Raw genomic sequence first — 17726 nt, forward strand, 5'->3', positions numbered from 1 at the left:
CGATGAAACAGATTCTCCCAACAACCGGTTCGGCGTTGGCCCTGGCTGTCGTCTCGAGTTTTTCCACAGGCACGATGGCCGCTGAAAAAGGCTTTGTCGAAGACACCACCGCGACGTTGCAGGCGCGCAATTACTACTTCAGCCGCGACTATTCCGACATCGTCGGCGCCAACCAGCAATCGAAGGCTGAAGAGTGGGCGCAAGGTTTCATCCTCAACGTGAAGTCCGGATACACCCAGGGCACCGTTGGGGTTGGGGTGGATGTCATCGGCTTGCTCGGCCTCAAGCTCGACAGTGCTCCGGACCGGACCAATACCGGTTTGCTGCCAGTGCAGGACGACGGTCGTGCGGCGGACAACTACAGCCGCCTGAAAGGCGCGTTGAAGATGCGCTACTCCAGAACCGAGCTGAAAGTCGGTGAGCTGCAACCCAATCTGCCAGTGTTGGCATTCAGCGATATTCGCCTGCTGCCGCCGAGTTATCAGGGCGCAAGCATCACCTCCAACGAGATCAATGGCCTGACGGTGCAGGGGGGGCACTTGAGTTCCACCAGCCTGCGCAACGAGGCTGGCGACGAAAAGATGCAAGCGATGCTGGGTCATGTGCCGCAGCGTCAGGTCAGCAGTGATGGTTTCAATTTTGCCGGCGCTGATTATGCCTTCAACGACAAGCGCAGCTCGGTCAGCGCCTGGTATGGGCAACTGGAAGATATCTACAACCAGCGTTTTCTGGGTTTAAAGCACAGTGAGCCGGTGGGCGACTGGACCCTCGGCGCCAACCTCGGATACTACGATTCGCGCGAGGACGGCAAAAAACTGCTGGGCAACATCGACAACCAGGCGTTCTTCTCGTTGCTGTCGGCCAAGCGTGGCGGTCATACGTTCTACGTCGGCTATCAGGGCATGTTCGGCGACAGCGCATTTCCGCGGGTGTTTGCCAACATCTCGCCGCTGGGCAACGAAGTGCCGACCTACGAGTTCGCCTTTACCGATGAACGTTCCTGGCAGGCGCGCTATGACTACGACTTCGCGGCGCTCGGCGTACCGGGGCTGACCAGCACCGTGCGCTACATCAGCGGCAACAACGTCGATACCGGCAAGGGCTATGAAGGCAAGGATCGCGAGCGTGACCTGGACATCGGCTATGTGCTGCAGAGCGGCAGCCTCAAGGGCCTTGGCATCCGTGTGCGCAACGCGATGGCGCGTTCAAACTACCGCAGTGATATTGACGAGAACCGCTTGATCCTCAGCTACACCTGGACTTTGTTATGAGCCATTGATCACAGGCTGCTGGTGCAATCACCGATGACGTCGTAGGTCACGCGGTGGGTCTGGCCCTGATGATCGACATACTCCATGGTCGCCGGTACAACCCCGCACGCGGTCGCAGTGGCGGACACGGAAACCACCTTGGCGATGTCCAGTGGCTGCGCCGGGTTGTACAGGACTGCGAGAGGCTCGTTGTCAGCGGCCATGGCCGAGGTGGCGATGACGGTCAGCAACAGGCTGATCAACGTTTTCATGTTGGCGTGCTCCGTGTCGGTGTCGATGTCTGAATTTTAGTCTTTGCCACCAACGGATAAAGGGGCGAGCGATGGATGCAGCCTTACATAAAACGTAACAGTCATCGCCCGCAGGGGGGCTTATGGATGTGCTTAACAATTTGCGCGTGTTCATCCGGGTGGTGGACTGCGCCAGTTTCACCGGGGCAGCCGATGCGCTGGATCTGTCGACCGCGCAGGTATCCCGCTTGGTGGCGGATCTGGAGGAGCATGTTCAGGCGCGTCTGTTGCAGCGAACCACGCGACGCTTGAGCCTGACCGACGCCGGCGAACGTTTCCTGCTGCGCAGCCGGCAAATCGTCGAAGCCATGGATGAGGCGACCGCCGAGGCCCGCGGCGCTCATATCAATCCGGCTGGACGCCTGCGGGTGCACTGCATGAACGGCCTGGGCGTGCTGCTCACACCGTTGATTGCCCGCTATACCGAGCTTTATCCCGATGTGGTGTTCGAACTGACCTTGTCGCAGTGCAATCCCGATCCACTGGAGGAGGGGCACGATGTGGTGATTTCGATTGCTCCCGAACTGGTCGACTCGCAAATGGTTGCCCAGGCCATCGGGCAAATCTACAGCGTGCCCTGTGCCGCCCCGAGTTACTTGCAGCGCCGGGGTGTGCCACAGCAGCCGCTGGCGCTGAACGATCATCGATGCCTGCGCTTGCTCGACCCGTTGTACAGCGATCAATGGCTATTTCAGGACGAGTACGGCGAGCACGCCGTCAGCCCGGCCAAGACCTTTCAGTGCAATGTCGCCGAGTCGATGGTCAAGGCTTCGGAAGCGGGCATGGGCATCAGCCTGCTGCCGTTCTACACCGCGACGCGGCCCTTGAGCGACGGCACATTGCTGCGCGTGTTACCGGCTTGGCGCCTGCGCGAACGCAATGTGTATGCGCTGTATCCTTCGCGACGTTTTCTCGATGCCAAGGTCCGTACCTGGGTGGACTTTCTCAAGTCAGAGCTACCGAAGCTGTTCGCCGAACATGACGCGGTGATGAGCGATCCGCGACATTGGGCTTGAAGGCAAAGGGCAGGCGAGCAGCGGTGTAGACTGAGGGCCTGTTGTTCTTCGCCTGGAGGTGCGCGTAGCCATGATCGGTGCAGAGTTGCTGTCATCGCAAACCCTTGCGGTCGGCTGGCTGATTTATGTGCCGGTGCTGATTTGGGCGATCTGTCGCGCGCCGTGGGTTGAACTGTTCACCGACAGTCGTCGTCAGCATCTGCTGTTCGGAACGGTGTTTGCGCTGTTTCTGTTGTGGATGGTGCGGCGCGACTTTGATACCGGTGTGTCTTACCACTTCATCGGCATGACCGCGGTGACGCTACTGCTGGACTGGCCTCTGGCACTGGTGGGTGGCCTGGTGGCGCAATCGGGGCTGGTGCTGCTTGGTCGACAGGACCTGGTGGCGGTCGGGGTCAATGGTGCGCTGTTGATTGCTTTGCCGGTACTGGTCACCGAATGCTGCGCCATTCTGGTGGAGCGTGCGCAGCCGCGAAATCTCTTCGTGTATATCTTCGTTTCCGGATTCTTTGCCGCCGCGCTGTCCGCGTTGCTGTGCCTGCTGCTGGCGCTGTGGTTGCTGTGGTTCGATGAGCGTTTCGAGATGCCTTACTGGCTTGAGGATTTTGTCGGCTACCTGTGGCTGATCATTTTCCCGGAGGCGTTTATCAACGGCATGGTGGTCAGTGCGCTGGTGGTGTTCTGCCCGGAATGGCTGGAAACGTTCAACCGCACCCGCTACCTCTCGGCCCCCTGGAAAGACGACGATCCCAAGTCTTGAAATCGTCGACTCGGTGGATCAATGACGCGGGTCGAAGTCGCCGCTGAACAACTCGTCCTCGGCGTCGGGAGCTACCGGGATCTTGTGTTCTTCGGAGGCCCAGGCACCCAGGTCGATCAGTTTGCAGCGGTCGGAGCAGAAGGGCCGGAATTTGCTCTCGGCGGTCCATTCCACAGGGGCGCCACAGGTTGGGCATTCGACGGTTGTTGGTTGGCTCATGACTGGCCTCCACGCAAAGTAAGATAAAAGTGATGCAGGCGTTCGACCTCGCTGTGCAACCAGGCAAGGTCGCGGTCATTGACCACGACGTCGTCGGCATGGCTCACGCGGTCCTGGCGGCTGGACTGGGCCTTGAGGATCGCCTGGACTTGCTGTTCGCTGGTCTGGTCTCGTTGCAGGGTGCGTTCAATCTGCAATTGTTCCGGGGCATCGATCACCAGCACCCGATGGGTCATGGCGTATTGCCCGGACTCGATCAGCAGCGGCGAAACCAGAATGGCATAAGGTGATTTTGCCAGCGCCAGGTGGTGAGCGATTTCCTCGCCGATCAGTGGATGCAGCAGGGCCTCCAGCCAGCGGCGCTCTTCGGGCACTTCGAAGATCAATTTGCGTAGCGCGGCACGGTCCAGTTGCCCGTCGGTTTGCAACACACGTGGGCCGAAGTGTTCGGCAATCCGTGCCAGTGCCGGGCGACCAGGCTCAACTACCCAGCGAGCGGCATGGTCGGCGTCGATCACGTGCACACCCAGATCGATGAAGTGTTGGGCCGCGGCGCTTTTGCCGCTGCCGATGCCACCGGTCAGGCCGAGAATCCAGGGTTTTTCCACAGGGGTATTCATTTCAAACCGACAAACTGCCAATAGAGGTCGGTTATTTGACCACCCCAGAGCAAGGCAATCCAGCCGGCAATGGCCAGATAAGGGCCGAAAGGGATCGGAGTCGAGGTTTTCGCACTGCGCCAGCGCAGCAGCATCAAGCCGATAATGGCACCCACCAGCGAGGACAGCAGGATGGTCAGTGGCAAAATCTGCCAGCCACCCCAGGCGCCCAGCATCGCCAGCAGCTTGAAGTCACCGTAGCCCATGCCGTCCTTGCCCGTTAGCAGCTTGAACAGCCAGAACACCGACCACAGCAAGCTGTAGCCGGCAATCGCGCCCCAAAGCGCTTCGTGCAGCGACACGAACAGGCCAAAACTGTTGATGATCAACCCCAGCCACAGCAACGGCAGCACCAATACGTCCGGCAATATCTGATGTTCGGCATCGATCAGGCTCATCGCCAGCAAACCCCAGCTCAGGACCAGCACCAGGCAGGCCGGCCAACCAAAGCCGAAGTGCCAGGCGACAAACGCCGACAGCGCGCCACAAGCCAGTTCAGTCAACGGGTAGCGTGGGCTGATCGCCGTCGCGCAGGCTGAACAGCGGCCGCGCAAAAACACATAACTGAGCAGCGGGATGTTTTCCCATGCGCGGATTCGGTGACCGCAGTGCGGGCACTGGGAGTGAGGCAGCAGCAGGTTGAAGGTCGGCATCGGCGTTTCGCCAGGCAGCCCGAGAATGTCATGGGCCTGTACACGCCAGTCGCGTTCGAGCATTTTCGGCAGGCGCCAGATCAGCACGTTGAGGAAACTGCCGACCAACAGGCCAGTGATGCCTGCGACAAGGACAAAGGCCAGCGGATAGTGAGTCAGAATTTCATTCAAGGGCATGTCAGATCGCTGAGCCGAGTTGGAAGATGGGCAGGTACATGGCAACTACCAGTCCACCGACGATAGCACCCAGCACCACCATGATGAACGGTTCCATCAGGCTGGTGAGGTTATCGACCATGTTATCGACATCGTTTTCGTAGAAGCCCGCGACTTTGTCGAGCATATTGTCCAGAGCACCGGACTCTTCGCCGATGGCGGTCATTTGTATCGCCATGTTCGGAAAAACGCCGGAGGTACGCATGGCGAAATTCAATTGCATGCCGGTAGAAACGTCTTGCCGGATGCGTGACACCGCACGCTTGAACACGATATTGCCGGTCGCGCCGGCCACTGATTCCAGGGCCTCCACCAGCGGCACGCCGGCAGCGAAAGTGGTCGACAGCGTACGGGCGAACCGGGCAACCGCGGACTTGTACATCAGCGTGCCCACCAGCGGCAGCTTCAGCAGCCAGGTGTCCACCAGATCACGAAAGGCCGGGGATGTCTTGAGGGCATGGCGCACACCCAAGGTCATGGCGATCAGCGCGCCAAGGAGCGTCCACCACCAGGCCTGCATGAATTGCGACAGGCCAATGACCATTAGGGTGAAGGCCGGCAGTTCGGCGCCAAAGCCTTTGAACACCGATTCGAACTGCGGCACGACATTGATCAGCAGAATCCCGGTGACAACCGCCGCGACGAACACCACCACCAACGGGTAGGTCATGGCCTTTTTGATCCTGGCCTTGAGGCTTTCGCTTTTTTCCTTGTAGGTCGCGACCCGCTCCAAAAGGGTGTCGAGGGCACCGGCCTGCTCGCCGGCATCCACCAGGTTGCAATACAGCTCATCGAAATACCGGGGTTTCTTGCGCAGGGCGGCGGCGAAGCTGTTGCCAGCCGCGACTTCCTGTTTCAGTTCGTCCACCAGTGTGCGCATGGCCGGATTGTCAAAGCCTTCGCCGATGATGTCGAACGACTGCAGCAACGGCACGCCGGCTTTCATCATCGTCGCCATTTGCCGGGTGAACAGGGCAATGTCCCGGGCCTTGATGGGCTTGCCCAGGTTGAAAACCGATGGACTTTTCTTGCGAACCTTGCCGGGATTGATGCCTTGCTTGCGCAGTTTCGCCTTGATCAGCGCCGGGTTCTGGCCGCTGAGCTCACCGGTTACCTTTGTGCCTTTGCGGTCAATGCCTTCCCATGCATACACGCTGATTTTCGCTGCCTTGACCGCCATGTTCAGTCCTGGGTAATACGGTTGAGTGGGGTTTTATAGCCTAGTCAAACGACGGAGCCAAACCACCCAGGGCGAGGTGACAAAAAACGTCAGATAGTGCTGATCCAGGCGGGAGGAAAGGGCTTCATGGCCGCCACGCCCCCTGCCAACCGGGGCTTTGGGTCTTGGCACAGGCTGTGCTGCCACGGGGCAGGTCATGAACCTTCGACTCATGCATGGAGCTTGTACATGAACAATCAAAAAGGTTTTACCCTGATCGAACTGCTCGTCGTGGTGGCGATCATCGGGATCCTGGCGACACTGGGGTTGCCGATGTATTCCAAGTACCAGGCCCGGGCCAAGGTCACGGCGGCGCTGGCCGAGCTGACTGCAATGAAGGTGCCGTTCGAGGATGTGATCAACCTGGGAGAATCCCCGACAATCGCCAACGTGGCACCCGCCGGCGAGGCCTCCACCAATCACTGCACCCTCGCTGTCACGGCTACAACTGCGGCGGGAGGGGGATCGATCGTTTGCACCTTGCACAATGCCCCGGGGGTGGTCCAGGGTAAAACCGTCACCCTGACACGGGATGAAACCAAAGGCTGGTCATGCAAGAGCAGCGTTTCCCCGGACTACTTGCCTAAAGGGTGTTCCGGTTCTGCGGCGTGAATTGCTGAACAAAGTCCCCGCTGAATTAATGTAGGAGCGAGCCTGCTCGCGAATGACTTAAGAGCGCCGCGTTTAGCCGGTAAACACGCGTTATCGTTAACGACCATCGCGAGCAAGCTCGCTCCTGCAGTCGACCCGTCTTCAAATACCGCAGATAAAGCCCAGAAATTTCAGCATCTTAGGAACTTTCCATAAACCCGCAACTTGCATGCAGTGTTTCTGCTTCTCGTGCATTTTGCATGATTTCGAAAAACAGCAGATTCTATAAGTTACTGATTTATAAGGTTTAATTATTATCAGGAAGTTGGCACAGCGTTCGCAACATCTCTGGTAACCCTGCCGACATGGCACCCGGCAGACTTTTCCGAAAAACAGGAGTTACTCGTATGAAGAAGTTCGCTATCACTGCCGCTGCTGCTACCGCGCTGACCCTGACCATGGCCAACGGCGCGTTTGCTCAAACCACCCAGGCAACCCAGTCGCCAATGGTGCTGGCCGCCGGTGAAATGACTCAAGCGAAAGAGGCTACTTCCGATACCTGGATCACCACCAAAGTCAAAGCCGACCTGATGACCGAAAAAGGCATCCCAGGTAGCGATATCAAGGTTGAAACCAACAAAGGCGTGGTATCGCTGTCGTCGACCACCGCTGTGACCAGTATGCAAAAAGACACGGCAGTGGCCATCACCAAGAAAATCAAAGGCGTCAAAGCGGTTTCCGCTGACGGCCTGAAAGCCGAGTAAGGCAAGGCTTCTCGCCAGGACCGAGAAGGTGCGACAGACAGGCCGAGTCCTGGGTCTGTTGCAACCTGAGTGTTCATGCGAAGGGCCAAAAGGAACTTGGCCAGCCGGGCCCCGAGCACATTGCCGGGGCCTGTTCTATTTGCTGCGCTAGATTAGTTTCCGCGTTTGCTGGTGATCTGTTTCAGCCGGTTGCCTTCGAATCGCAAGTATTGATACATGCCGCCATTCGGCCCGTAGGTCCATTCCTCTACCTGAAACTCCTCGCGCCGATCTGCACTGCGCTTGTAACCCAGCAGGTCGCGACTGGCCGGCTCGCCGCATTTCTGCAAGACCTCACTCGAGCGATCACCGACGCTGATCAGTTGGCTGCCACAGCGCAGGGTGTCGGCCGCCCAGGTCTGATGGGCCGATAGCGCCAGAACCAGACCTGTCAGCAACCACCGGATCATCACTCGGCGTCCAGATGCATCGGCGTTACCACGCGGCCGTCACTTTCTGCCTCGCCCAGATTGGCGTCGATGAAGTACACCCGGTCGTCTTCCAGCTGGGCCTTGTCGACCAGGTAGTCCTTGATGCTGCTGGCGCGCTCCTGGCCCAGTTGACGCAAGAGCACGTCGCTGGTGCTCCAGAACTTGATCACCTCGGCACGCATTTTCGCGGTGCGCTCTTCCTTGCCCAGGTCCTTCCATTCGGCAGGGGGCTGGGTTTTCAGGCGGGTGCGGTAGATACCTTCGAGCAGCGGGCCTTTTTCCCCGTCAGGCACTTCCAGCAACGAAGCCTGGGCCGGGACCTTGTCGCCACGGCGCTGGAGCATTTTGTAGTAGTTGTACTGGTATTCACGTTCCAGACGCTGTTCGGCGATCAGCGGGCCATCGCTGCTCCGGGCGGCGGTGCCTTCGATTTCCAGGCGCAGGGCGGGGCGTTCCTTGAGCGCCTTGGCGAGTTTGTCCAGGGCGCCTTCGGCGTCTTTGCTCAGGTCGCTGGAGCCCGCGGCGAACGACACACTGCCCAGATCTTCCGCGCCACCACCGTTGACCAGCCCGCCAATGAGCTTGAATGGTGCTGCCGCGGCTTTGACGATCAGGTTACGCAGGGTCTGCCAGATAATCGGCATGATGCTGAATTGCGGATTGTTCAGGTCGCCGCTGACCGGCAGTTCGATGGAAATCTTGCCATCGACGTCCTTGAGCAAGGCAATAGCCAGTTTCAGCGGCAGGCTCACGGCATCCGGGCTGTCGACTTTTTCACCCAGTTGCAGTTGTTCGACCACCACTTTGTTTTCAGCTTTGAGCTGACCCTTGGTGATCTGGTAGTGCAGGTCGAGATTCAGCCGGCCCTTGCGGATGCGGTAGCCGGCGAACTTGCCGGAGTAGGGCGTCAGTGTGGTCAGTTCCACGCGTTTGAAGCTGGTGGCGATGTCGAGGCTGGCCATCGGGTCGAACGGATTGACGGCGCCCTTGATGGTCACCGGAGCGTAGCGATCGACTTTGCCCTTGACGTCGACACCGGCCGGTTTCGGCTGGCGGCTGTCGATGGTGCCAATCTGCCCGTTGAGTTGCTGGATGGCGGTGGCGAAGTTCGGCGTCAGGCTGAAGTCGGCGAAGTTGGCCGAACCGTCATTGATGAAAATGCCACCGATGTGGATGCCCAACGGCTTGTCGTTGCTGGCCGGTCTGCTCGCAGCGGTTTTTGCCCCGGAGTCCGCCGGCTGCGGAATCAGCAGGTCATCGATGTTGGTCGTTCGATCATCATTGATCATGAAGCGCGCATAGGGTTGGAACAGATTGATCCTGTCGATCGACAGGCTGTCCCCATGCTGATAGTTCAGGCCTTCGACCACGACCTGTTGCCACTTGAGGAAGTCGCGGGTTTTAAGGGTGTCCAGGGTATGCAGTTGATCGACCTGGGCGCGGCCGGTGACGTTGAATGCCAGGGGCTCGGTGCTTTTCAGGTCGACCGCCAGATCGCTGCCGAGCATGCCGCTGCGCAGTTCCAGGCGAATGAACGGCGTGATGTAGGACTGGGCAACCCGCAGGTCGATGTCCCGGGTCTGTACGTTCAGCCTGGCGCTGACCGGGGCCAGGTTCACCTCGCCGTCGGCCGTGATCTTGCCTTGCTTGCCCACGCCGGTATCGAGCTTGAGTGTAAAGGGCGAGCCGTTGAGGCTGTCGAAGTTTTGCAGGTCGAGGTTCAGCGGGCTCAGATCCAGGGCGACGGCGGGTTGTGCCTTGCGATCAGCCAGATGCACCTGGTAGTTGCGCAACTGCACATCCTTGAGCAGCACTTGCCAGGGTTTGTCCGGCGTGGCCGGTCCGGGTTTCGGTGAGTCTGCAGCCGCCGGAGTACTGGCCGGTTCGGCGTCCGCCGTGGCTTTGGCAGCAGGTTTTGACGGCTGGCTGGCGAACAGTTTCTGCCAGTCGAGTTGGCCGTCCGATTCCAGTGCCGCCCAAGTCTCCAGTTTGTTGCTGCGGATCTTGCCGACCACCACTTGCTGTTTGGCCAGGTCCACTGTGGTTTCGCTGATGTCCAGGCGCTCAAGCTTCACCAGCGGTCGCCCGTCCGGGGCCTTGATCGCGAAGGGGGCGATGTTGACCGCTACATTGCTCAGCAGCAGTTCGGTTTCCTTGGCCAGGTTGAGTTTGTAGTCGGTACTGATGCTCATCACGCCGTTTTCGAGGTCCAGTGGTACGGCATCGCGTACGTAGGGCCAAAAGGCTTTCATCTTGCCATCAGTGATTTTCAGCTTACCTTCGGAGGCGATCGGGACCAGGCTGAAATTACCGGTCCAGTCGATCTTTCCGCCGTTGGGACCGATGGCCACCAGGGTCATGTCGGCGCTGTCTTCGGGCAGGGTGCTGAGGTTTTTCAGCTCGAAGTCGAGCGTGTCGTAGAGAAACTCGATGGGCTCGCTGGGCCGGGCATCTTCAAAGTGCACGGCGCCACCGGCCAGATTGATCCGCTCGATGCGTAGCGGAAACGGCTTGGCATCCGGGTCGGCCGGTGCCGGTTCGCTCGCTGGCAGTTTGAACAGCCCAAGCAGATTGAGTTTGCCGTCCTTGCTGAACAGGATTTCGGTCTTGGGCTTGTCCAGTTCGATATCGGACAGGTGCACCGCCTTGGTCCACAGGCTGTCGAGTTGCAGATTGGCATACAGGCGTTCGAAGCCGACCTGCTGCTTGCCGGATTCGCCGATGTTCAAGCCCCAGAGGGTCAGTTCGAGGCTGAACGGATTGAATTCGATCCGCTGGAGGGTGGCGGGGGTGGTGGCGTAGTTGGCCAGTTGCTGGTTGGCAACGCGCAACGCGACCCCCGGCAAAATCAGAAAGCCCAGCAAGCTGTAGAGGGCCAGAGCAGTCAACAAGGCGCCGATGACGCGTATCAATCCTTTGTACATGTGTGGCTTCATCTGTCTGAATCGGAGTGCCTTGGAGTATGGCACGCGTTTCCGGTTCCGAAGCGATCGGCCTGTTCAGGAATTTTCAGATTTCTCCGGCAACGGTCAGAGTTGCAGGATCAGGGTTTTCAGCGGTGGTTGCTGATCCATCGACGGGAAGTCGGCACCTGGTTTCATCACGGTCCACTCACGTACGGGTCGCCCGGCCTTCTCTGCACAACGCAGAACCTGTTCGCGCCAGTCGTCCATGCTGACTTTCGCCAGGTTGTTGCAACAGATCAGCACGCCGTTGTCGGCGGTGGTCAACAAGGCTGGTTTGAGCAGGCTCTGGTAATCGCGCAACAGGTCGACGGTGCCGAACGCACTCTTGGCCCAGGCCGGAGGGTCCAGCAGCACCAGGTCGTACTGGCGCTGTTCCAGGCGCTGATAGCTCGGCAGTCTTTGTCCGCGGCGCTGGCTGATCGGCAGGCCTGCCATTTGGCGAATGGCCGGGAAGTAGTCGGACTGGATAAATTCCATGGTCGGTAACTGCGGATTGAGTCGGCCGTTCTCCCGACCAACCGCCAGGTTGCCTTCGGCGAAGTCCAGGTTGCACACCTCGCGCGCACCACCGGCGGCCGCACTTAGACCGACACCGCAGGTGTAGGCGAACAGGTTCAGCACGCTTTTGTTCTTGCTGTGAGCCTTGACCCAGCCGCGGGTGTTGCGCAGGTCGAGGAACAGCAGCGGGTCTTGTCCGGCATGGCGGCCACGGACCCGATAGTTCAAGCCCCACTCGTGGCCGACCAGGTCTTGCAGGGCGGCTTCGTCGGCGCGGTAGACGACGTCTTCGCGATCGATGCGCGAATTGCCTCGGGACCGGTCGTTGTAGACCAGCAGAGTGTCAAAACCCAAATGTCGATTGATCGCTTCGTGCAGGTGCAGCAGCGTTTCGCGTTCCAGCGACTGGTGGAAACTCTGTACCAGCAACTGCGGGCCGTAACGGTCGACGGTCAGGCCTGCGGCACCTTCCTGGCTGCCGTGGAACAGGCGATAGCAATCGGTGCCTTGCTGGTGCAGTTCGGCGAGCAGGTCCTGGCGTTGATCGAGGGCGGCGCGCAGCGCCTGATTCAAGGAAGACATGCTGGGCGCCTTGCTGGAGGGAATTGGGCGCGGGAGTTTAACACTGTGGCGAGGGGGCTTGCCCCCGTTCCAGTGCGTAGCACTGGCAAAATTTCGGAAATGCTCGAGAGCTTGGGGCTGCTTCGCAGCCCAACGGGGGCAAGCCCCCTCGCCACAGAAAAGTCGCGGAAATGCCTTCTAGGTCGGCAATCCCATCCGTCGCTTGGCCCGCTGCACCGATCCATTACGCACGGCCCAGCGCAGCATCGGTACACTGCGATTGACGCTGGCGCGAATCAGCTTGCGCTGCAACGGGTTCTGGCTGACGCCGAGCATGTCACTGGCCCAGTCCGGCAGCAAATCTATTCCGGCCTGCATCATCAACCCGCCAAATGGTTTGGCCAGACGGCTGGGGGAGGGCGCGTTCAGCAACAGGCGCAGGACCTCCCGACTGCGTTCGTCGCATAGCAACTGTGGACGCATGCGCTCGAGGTAGTCGGCGATTTCCTCTCGCGAACGGGGCACATCCCGGGCGCCGAGGCGTTCGGCGACCAGGGCAATTTCAGCGTAGTAACGATCCTGGTCGGCCGGGGACAGGTGCGGATTGCGGTAGCGCAGATGTGCGGCGAGGAAGTTGCTGACCTCCGCCACATGCACCCACGTCAGCAAATGGGGATCGCTGGCGGCATAGGGCCGTCCATCCGGTGCCGTGCCGGTGATCTGCAAATGAATGGTGCGGACTTTTTCGATCAGCCAGTCGGCATCTTTTCGAGAGCCGAAGGTGGTGCCGGAGATGAACTGCCCGGTGCGGCGCAAGCGACCGAGCATGTCTTCACGAAAGTTCGAATGGTCCCAGACCCCGGCCAGCGCCAGGGGGTGCAGGGCTTGCAACATCAGGGCGCTGATGCCGCCGATCAGCATGCTGCTGAAGTCGCCATGGACTTGCCAGCTCACCGAGTCCGGTCCGAACAGGCCGGGATCGCCCTTGGGGTTTTCCAGGTCGAGCTTGCCCAGGGATAAACCGGTCAGGCTCATGATCTGGGTTTCGATGCGGGTGCGTATGAATTCCATGGTCATTCTGTAATTCTGTAATTCTGTAGGAGCATGCTCGCTCCTACAGAAGACAGTACGTTATTGATTCAGGCGCTTGTCGATCAGCCCTTGCACCACGCTCGGGTCAGCCAGGGTCGAAGTATCACCCAGGTTGTCGAGTTCATTGCAGGCGATCTTGCGCAGGATGCGCCGCATGATCTTGCCTGAGCGGGTTTTCGGCAAGGCTGGCGCCCACTGGATCAAGTCCGGCTTGGCGAAGCTGCCGATTTCCTGGCTGACAAGGGCCAGCAATGCTTTCTTCAGTTCATCGTTGGTTTCGACACCGTTCATGGGCGTGACAAACACATAGATGCCCTGGCCCTTGATGTCGTGGGGATAGCCGACCGCAGCGGCCTCGGCGATGCTCTCGTGCAGTACCAGGGCGCTTTCCACTTCGGCGGTGCCGATGCGGTGACCAGACACGTTGATCACGTCGTCGATGCGCCCGGTGATCCAGTAATCACCCTCCTCATCGCGCCTTGCGCCATCGCCGGTGAAGTAGTAGCCGGGGTAGGGCTTGAAGTAGGTGTCGACCATGCGCTGCGGATCGCGGTATACGCTGCGGATCTGTGCCGGCCAGCTGGCTTTTATGGCGAGTACGCCGCTACCGGCGCCTTTGATCTCCTTGCCCTGCTCGTCGAGCAGCACCGGCTGCACACCGAACATCGGTTGTGTCGCACAACCAGGCTTGATCCGCTGTGCGCTGACCAACGGGCTGAGCATGATGCCGCCGGTTTCGGTCTGCCACCAGGTATCGACAATCGGGCAGCGCTCTTCGCCAACCTCATGGAAGTACCACTCCCACGCTTCGGGGTTGATCGGCTCACCCACCGTACCGAGCAGCCTGATACTGGCGCGGGATGTTTGCTTCAAGGGTTCGGGGCCTTCGCGCATCAGCGCGCGCAGGGCCGTCGGGGCGGTGTAGAAAATGTTCACCTTGTGCTTGTCGATGACTTGCCAGAAGCGCGAGGTGCTTGGGTAGCTCGGCACGCCTTCGAAGATCAGCGTGGTCGCGCCGTTGGCCAGGGGGCCGTAGACGATGTAGCTGTGCCCCGTGACCCAGCCGACATCGGCAGTGCACCAGAAGACTTCGCCGTCGCGGTAGTCCAGCACGTACTTGAAGGTCATCGCGACTTGCAGCAGGTAGCCGCCGGTGCTGTGCAGCACACCTTTGGGTTTGCCGGTGCTGCCGGAGGTGTAGAGGATGAACAACGGGTCTTCGGCATCCATCGGCTCGGGGGGGCAGTCGGCGCTGATATCGCGCAGGGCCTGCTGATACTTGATGTCCCGGCCTTCGACCCAGTTCACCTGTCCCTTGCTGCGCTCGACCACCAGCACGCTGCTCACGTCCGGACAGCTTTGCAGCGCCTTGTCGACGTTCTGCTTGAGTGGCACGACCTTGCCTCCGCGCACGCCTTCGTCGGCGGTAATCACGGTGCGGCAGTCGGCGTCAAGGATACGGTCGCGCAACGATTCCGGGGAGAAGCCGCCGAACACCACCGAATGCACCGCACCGATACGTGTACAGGCGAGCATGGCGTAGGCCGCTTCGGGAATCATCGGCATGTAGATGCACACGCGGTCGCCTTTTTTCACGCCACGGCTTTTCAGCAGGTTGGCCAGGCGACAGACGTTTTCATGCAGTTGCGTGTAGGTGATCGATTTCGAATCGGCAGGGTCGTCGCCCTCCCAGATGATAGCGACCTGATCACCGCGTTTCTCCAGGTGCCGGTCGATGCAGTTGTAGCTGACGTTCAATTTCGCGCCGGCAAACCAGGTGGCCTCACCGGTCTTCAGGTCGTAGCGTTGAACGGTCTGCCAGGGGGCGCTCCAGTCGAGGAAGCGGGTGGCCTGTTCGGCCCAGAACGTACTGGGGTGTTCAATGGATTCGCGGTACAGGCGCTTATAGTCGTCTTGACTCAGTTGTGCAGCCCGGCGGACGGCATCGGCTTTGGGGAACGTGCTGATATCGAACATGACGGTTCCTCATTCTTGTTTTGCGACAAGGATAAAGATGCGCCGAGAGGTCAATGGGTTCAAGTCGTTCACAAAACAACCGTGGGAGCGGGCCTGCTCGCGAAAGCGTTGGGTCAATCAACATCAACGTTGACTGACAAACTGCATTCGCGAGCAAGCTCGCTCCCACAGGGATGGCAGTGTGGCTTTAAATCACCCGCGGTGACGCCCACGGAAGTAATTGATCAGCCCTTGGGTCGAGGCGTCCTCGGCCGGTGCTTCCTCGCTGCCCACCAGGCGGTTGTAGACGCCTTTACCCAGCTCCTTGCCCAGCTCCACACCCCACTGGTCGAAGGCATTGATGCCCCAGATCACGCTCTGCACGAAGACTTTGTGTTCGTACATCGCCACCAGAGCGCCGAGGCGGCGCGGGCTGATGCGCTCGACCACCAGGGTGTTGCTCGGACGGTTGCCCGGAATCACCTTGTGCGGCGCGAGCTTGTGCACCTCGGCTTCACTCATGCCTTTGTCACGCAACTCGGTTTCGGCTTCGGCAAGGGTCTTGCCGAGCATCAGCGCCTGGCTCTGCGACAGGCAGTTGGCGTACAGCCACTGGTGGTGGTCGGCCACCGGGTTGAAGCTGACGATCGGCACGATGAAGTCGGCCGGGATCAACTGGGTGCCCTGGTGCAGCAACTGGTGGTAGGCGTGTTGACCGTTGCAGCCGACGCCGCCCCAGATCACCGGCCCGGTGTCGGTGGAAACCGGCTTGCCGTCCTGGCGCACGCTCTTGCCGTTGGATTCCATGTCCAGCTGTTGCAGGTGCTTGGTGATGTTACGCAGGTAGTGATCGTACGGCAGGATCGCGTGGCTCTGCGCGCCCCAGAAGTTGCCGTACCACACGCCGAGCAAGGCCAGCAGCACTGGCATGTTCTGTTCGAACGGCGCGCTCTGGAAGTGCTGGTCCATGGTGTAGGCGCCGGACAGCAATTCCTTGAAGTTGGACATGCCGATGGCCAGGGCAATCGGCAAACCGATGGCCGACCACAGCGAGTAGCGGCCGCCCACCCAGTCCCACATCGGAAAGATGTTCTCTTCGCGGATGCCGAATGCCACGGCGGCGGCATTGTTACTCGATACCGCAATGAAGTGGCGATGCAGTTCTGCTTCCGAGCCACCCTGGGCCAGGTACCAGGCACGGGCGGCCTGGGCGTTTTTCAGGGTTTCGAGGGTGTTGAAGGATTTCGACGAAACGATGAACAGCGTGGTCTCGGCGCGCAGCTTCATGGCCAGCTCGTGGAACTCGCTGCCGTCGATGTTCGCCAGGTAGTGGCAGCGCACGCCTTTCTGGGCGTAGGCCAGCAGTGCCTCGGATACCAGTTCGGGGCCGAGGAACGAGCCACCGATGCCAATGTTGACCACGTCGGTGATCGGCTTCTCGGTGTAACCGCGCCACAGGCCATCGTGGATACGGCCCACGAGATCGGTAATCTGGTTCAGCACCTTGTGCACTTCAGGCATCACGTTGACGCCATTGACCGACAGCTTGTCGCCAACCGGGCGACGCAGGGCTGTGTGCAGGGCAGGACGGCCTTCGGAAGCGTTGACGATTTCGCCGTCGAACAGGGATTTGATCGCGCCCTTGAGGTCGACTTCGTTGGCCAGGCCCACCAGCAGGTTGCGGGTGTCAGCGTTGATCAGGTTCTTCGAGTAGTCGAGAAACAGTCCGCAGCTGCTGAGGGTGAATTGAGTAAAGCGCTGCGGATCGGCATTGAAGGCTTCGCGCATGCTGAAATCCTGCATGGCTTGGCGGTGGTCATTCAGCGCTTGCCAGGCAGGCAGAGCGGTAACGTCGTGAGGAGTGCGGTAATACGCCATCGCTGCGGGTTTCCTTATTACTTGAACGGCCTTTTGAACACTAAAAATCCCGGAGCGCTGTAGGTGGGCGTTCCGGTCAACTGCGTCGACACGATCTCATGGCGCAGGGCGAATACAGTAAACCCCGCGCAATGATCTGTCTTGACTTTGTCTGACCTGTTTCCAGTACTTTTTTAACATCGCAGTTAGGAAAGTCCGACAAACGGAAGAGACAGGAGTGGGATCAGGCGACCTGGACCGGAATGGCGTTGCTGGTGTGGCTCAATTCATTGCCCGGTGCCATGTAGAGCATGCGTGGCTTGAAGTTGAGCAGCTCGGCTTCGCTGTAATGGGCGTAAGCGCAGATGATCACGCGATCGCCAACCTTGGCCTTGTGCGCCGCGGCGCCATTGACCGAGATCATGCGCGAACCTTCTTCGCCACGGATGGCGTAGGTGGTGAAGCGCTCGCCGTTGTCGACGTTGTAGATCTGGATCTGTTCGTACTCACGGATACCGGACAGGTCCAGCCATTCACCGTCGATGGCGCAGGAACCTTCGTAATCGAGTACGGCGTGGGTGACTTCGGCGCGATGCAGCTTGGCTTTGAGCATGATGGCGTGCATGGGTGTTTCCCTGGTCGGCGGGCACATGGCCCGAAGGGTTTGT

Annotated in this window: 17 protein-coding genes; 5 read left to right on the top strand and 12 right to left on the bottom strand. The window is 59.8% G+C overall.

What is annotated here, in order from left to right:
* The first annotated feature begins 2 nt into the window (after positions 1-2).
* A complete protein-coding gene (locus CAG47_RS17815) occupies positions 3-1271 on the top strand; it encodes an OprD family porin (protein ID WP_085726157.1) in 1269 nt (422 codons plus the stop codon).
* Between the two features lie 8 nt (positions 1272-1279).
* Here CAG47_RS17815 and CAG47_RS17820 read toward each other — a convergent pair whose 3' ends face one another.
* On the bottom strand, positions 1280-1522 hold the full coding sequence (locus CAG47_RS17820) for a DUF2790 domain-containing protein (RefSeq protein WP_085726158.1): 243 nt from the start codon (positions 1520-1522) through the stop codon (positions 1280-1282).
* 122 nt (positions 1523-1644) lie between these two features.
* Here CAG47_RS17820 and CAG47_RS17825 point away from each other — a divergent pair, with 122 nt between their 5' ends.
* The gene (locus tag CAG47_RS17825) at positions 1645-2577 is read left to right on the top strand and encodes a LysR family transcriptional regulator (protein ID WP_085726159.1); all 933 of its coding nucleotides are present in this window, start codon (positions 1645-1647) and stop codon (positions 2575-2577) included.
* A 70-nt stretch (positions 2578-2647) separates the two neighbouring features.
* Positions 2648-3337: an energy-coupling factor ABC transporter permease gene (locus tag CAG47_RS17830; RefSeq protein ID WP_085726160.1), complete on the top strand. Its 690-nt coding sequence runs from the start codon at positions 2648-2650 to the stop codon at positions 3335-3337.
* A gap of 18 nt (positions 3338-3355) precedes the next feature.
* On the opposite strand, the gene yacG is transcribed toward CAG47_RS17830, so the two are convergent.
* The 4 genes from yacG to CAG47_RS17850 are packed head-to-tail and all read right to left on the bottom strand — an operon-like array spanning position 3356 to position 6264.
* Positions 3356-3556, bottom strand: coding sequence for a DNA gyrase inhibitor YacG (gene yacG, locus CAG47_RS17835; protein WP_008022439.1), 201 nt, complete (start codon positions 3554-3556; stop codon positions 3356-3358).
* Positions 3553-4176, bottom strand: coding sequence for a dephospho-CoA kinase (coaE, locus tag CAG47_RS17840; RefSeq protein WP_085726161.1), 624 nt, complete (start codon positions 4174-4176; stop codon positions 3553-3555). The genes yacG and coaE overlap by 4 nt, the downstream gene beginning before the upstream one ends.
* The gene (locus CAG47_RS17845; RefSeq protein WP_085726162.1) at positions 4173-5045 is read right to left on the bottom strand and encodes an A24 family peptidase; all 873 of its coding nucleotides are present in this window, start codon (positions 5043-5045) and stop codon (positions 4173-4175) included. The genes coaE and CAG47_RS17845 overlap by 4 nt, the downstream gene beginning before the upstream one ends.
* Before the next feature lies 1 nt (position 5046).
* Positions 5047-6264, bottom strand: a complete 1218-nt coding sequence (locus tag CAG47_RS17850) for a type II secretion system F family protein (protein WP_085726163.1) — start codon at positions 6262-6264, stop codon at positions 5047-5049.
* Positions 6265-6492: 228 nt separating this feature from the next.
* Between CAG47_RS17850 and CAG47_RS17855 the strand changes: the two genes are divergently transcribed.
* Both CAG47_RS17855 and CAG47_RS17860 read left to right on the top strand, forming a co-directional pair.
* The gene (locus CAG47_RS17855; RefSeq protein ID WP_085726164.1) at positions 6493-6915 is read left to right on the top strand and encodes a pilin; all 423 of its coding nucleotides are present in this window, start codon (positions 6493-6495) and stop codon (positions 6913-6915) included.
* Between the two features lie 386 nt (positions 6916-7301).
* Positions 7302-7658: a BON domain-containing protein gene (locus CAG47_RS17860; RefSeq protein ID WP_085726165.1), complete on the top strand. Its 357-nt coding sequence runs from the start codon at positions 7302-7304 to the stop codon at positions 7656-7658.
* A gap of 152 nt (positions 7659-7810) precedes the next feature.
* On the opposite strand, the gene CAG47_RS17865 is transcribed toward CAG47_RS17860, so the two are convergent.
* The 7 genes from CAG47_RS17865 to panD form a co-directional block, all read right to left on the bottom strand.
* Positions 7811-8107: a DUF2845 domain-containing protein gene (locus CAG47_RS17865; protein WP_085726166.1), complete on the bottom strand. Its 297-nt coding sequence runs from the start codon at positions 8105-8107 to the stop codon at positions 7811-7813.
* Positions 8107-11064: a DUF748 domain-containing protein gene (locus CAG47_RS17870; protein WP_085726167.1), complete on the bottom strand. Its 2958-nt coding sequence runs from the start codon at positions 11062-11064 to the stop codon at positions 8107-8109. Before CAG47_RS17870 ends, CAG47_RS17865 begins: the two co-directional genes overlap by 1 nt.
* 93 nt (positions 11065-11157) lie before the next feature.
* Complete coding sequence (locus CAG47_RS17875; protein ID WP_085726168.1) at positions 11158-12174, bottom strand: class I SAM-dependent rRNA methyltransferase; 1017 nt, start codon at positions 12172-12174, stop codon at positions 11158-11160.
* 177 nt (positions 12175-12351) lie between these two features.
* Positions 12352-13224: an oxygenase MpaB family protein gene (locus tag CAG47_RS17880; RefSeq protein WP_085726196.1), complete on the bottom strand. Its 873-nt coding sequence runs from the start codon at positions 13222-13224 to the stop codon at positions 12352-12354.
* 60 nt (positions 13225-13284) lie between these two features.
* Complete coding sequence (gene acs / locus CAG47_RS17885; protein ID WP_085726169.1) at positions 13285-15222, bottom strand: acetate--CoA ligase; 1938 nt, start codon at positions 15220-15222, stop codon at positions 13285-13287.
* 192 nt (positions 15223-15414) lie between these two features.
* Positions 15415-17079, bottom strand: a complete 1665-nt coding sequence (gene pgi, locus CAG47_RS17890; RefSeq protein WP_085726170.1) for a glucose-6-phosphate isomerase — start codon at positions 17077-17079, stop codon at positions 15415-15417.
* A gap of 223 nt (positions 17080-17302) precedes the next feature.
* A complete protein-coding gene (panD, locus tag CAG47_RS17895) occupies positions 17303-17683 on the bottom strand; it encodes an aspartate 1-decarboxylase (RefSeq protein WP_003228271.1) in 381 nt (126 codons plus the stop codon).
* Between the last annotated feature and the right edge of the window lie 43 nt (positions 17684-17726).

It is taken from the genome of Pseudomonas sp. R37(2017) (assembly GCF_002113375.1).
In the GTDB taxonomy this organism is placed as follows: Bacteria; Pseudomonadota; Gammaproteobacteria; order Pseudomonadales; family Pseudomonadaceae; genus Aquipseudomonas.

Excerpts from the sequence above, each read along its gene's own strand:
- yacG (WP_008022439.1), bottom strand. The coding sequence starts at position 3,556 with ATGAGCCAACCAACAACCGTCGAATGCCCAACCTGTGGCGCCCCTGTG.
- CAG47_RS17870 (WP_085726167.1), bottom strand. The coding sequence starts at position 11,064 with ATGAAGCCACACATGTACAAAGGATTGATACGCGTCATCGGCGCCTTG.
- CAG47_RS17875 (WP_085726168.1), bottom strand. The coding sequence starts at position 12,174 with ATGTCTTCCTTGAATCAGGCGCTGCGCGCCGCCCTCGATCAACGCCAG.
- panD (WP_003228271.1), bottom strand. The coding sequence starts at position 17,683 with ATGCACGCCATCATGCTCAAAGCCAAGCTGCATCGCGCCGAAGTCACC.
- CAG47_RS17855 (WP_085726164.1), top strand. The coding sequence starts at position 6,493 with ATGAACAATCAAAAAGGTTTTACCCTGATCGAACTGCTCGTCGTGGTG.
- CAG47_RS17820 (WP_085726158.1), bottom strand. The coding sequence starts at position 1,522 with ATGAAAACGTTGATCAGCCTGTTGCTGACCGTCATCGCCACCTCGGCC.
- CAG47_RS17865 (WP_085726166.1), bottom strand. The coding sequence starts at position 8,107 with ATGATCCGGTGGTTGCTGACAGGTCTGGTTCTGGCGCTATCGGCCCAT.
- CAG47_RS17845 (WP_085726162.1), bottom strand. The coding sequence starts at position 5,045 with ATGCCCTTGAATGAAATTCTGACTCACTATCCGCTGGCCTTTGTCCTT.
- acs (WP_085726169.1), bottom strand. The coding sequence starts at position 15,222 with ATGTTCGATATCAGCACGTTCCCCAAAGCCGATGCCGTCCGCCGGGCT.
- CAG47_RS17880 (WP_085726196.1), bottom strand. The coding sequence starts at position 13,224 with ATGGAATTCATACGCACCCGCATCGAAACCCAGATCATGAGCCTGACC.
- CAG47_RS17830 (WP_085726160.1), top strand. The coding sequence starts at position 2,648 with ATGATCGGTGCAGAGTTGCTGTCATCGCAAACCCTTGCGGTCGGCTGG.
- CAG47_RS17850 (WP_085726163.1), bottom strand. The coding sequence starts at position 6,264 with ATGGCGGTCAAGGCAGCGAAAATCAGCGTGTATGCATGGGAAGGCATT.
- CAG47_RS17825 (WP_085726159.1), top strand. The coding sequence starts at position 1,645 with ATGGATGTGCTTAACAATTTGCGCGTGTTCATCCGGGTGGTGGACTGC.
- pgi (WP_085726170.1), bottom strand. The coding sequence starts at position 17,079 with ATGGCGTATTACCGCACTCCTCACGACGTTACCGCTCTGCCTGCCTGG.
- CAG47_RS17815 (WP_085726157.1), top strand. The coding sequence starts at position 3 with ATGAAACAGATTCTCCCAACAACCGGTTCGGCGTTGGCCCTGGCTGTC.
- CAG47_RS17860 (WP_085726165.1), top strand. The coding sequence starts at position 7,302 with ATGAAGAAGTTCGCTATCACTGCCGCTGCTGCTACCGCGCTGACCCTG.
- coaE (WP_085726161.1), bottom strand. The coding sequence starts at position 4,176 with ATGAATACCCCTGTGGAAAAACCCTGGATTCTCGGCCTGACCGGTGGC.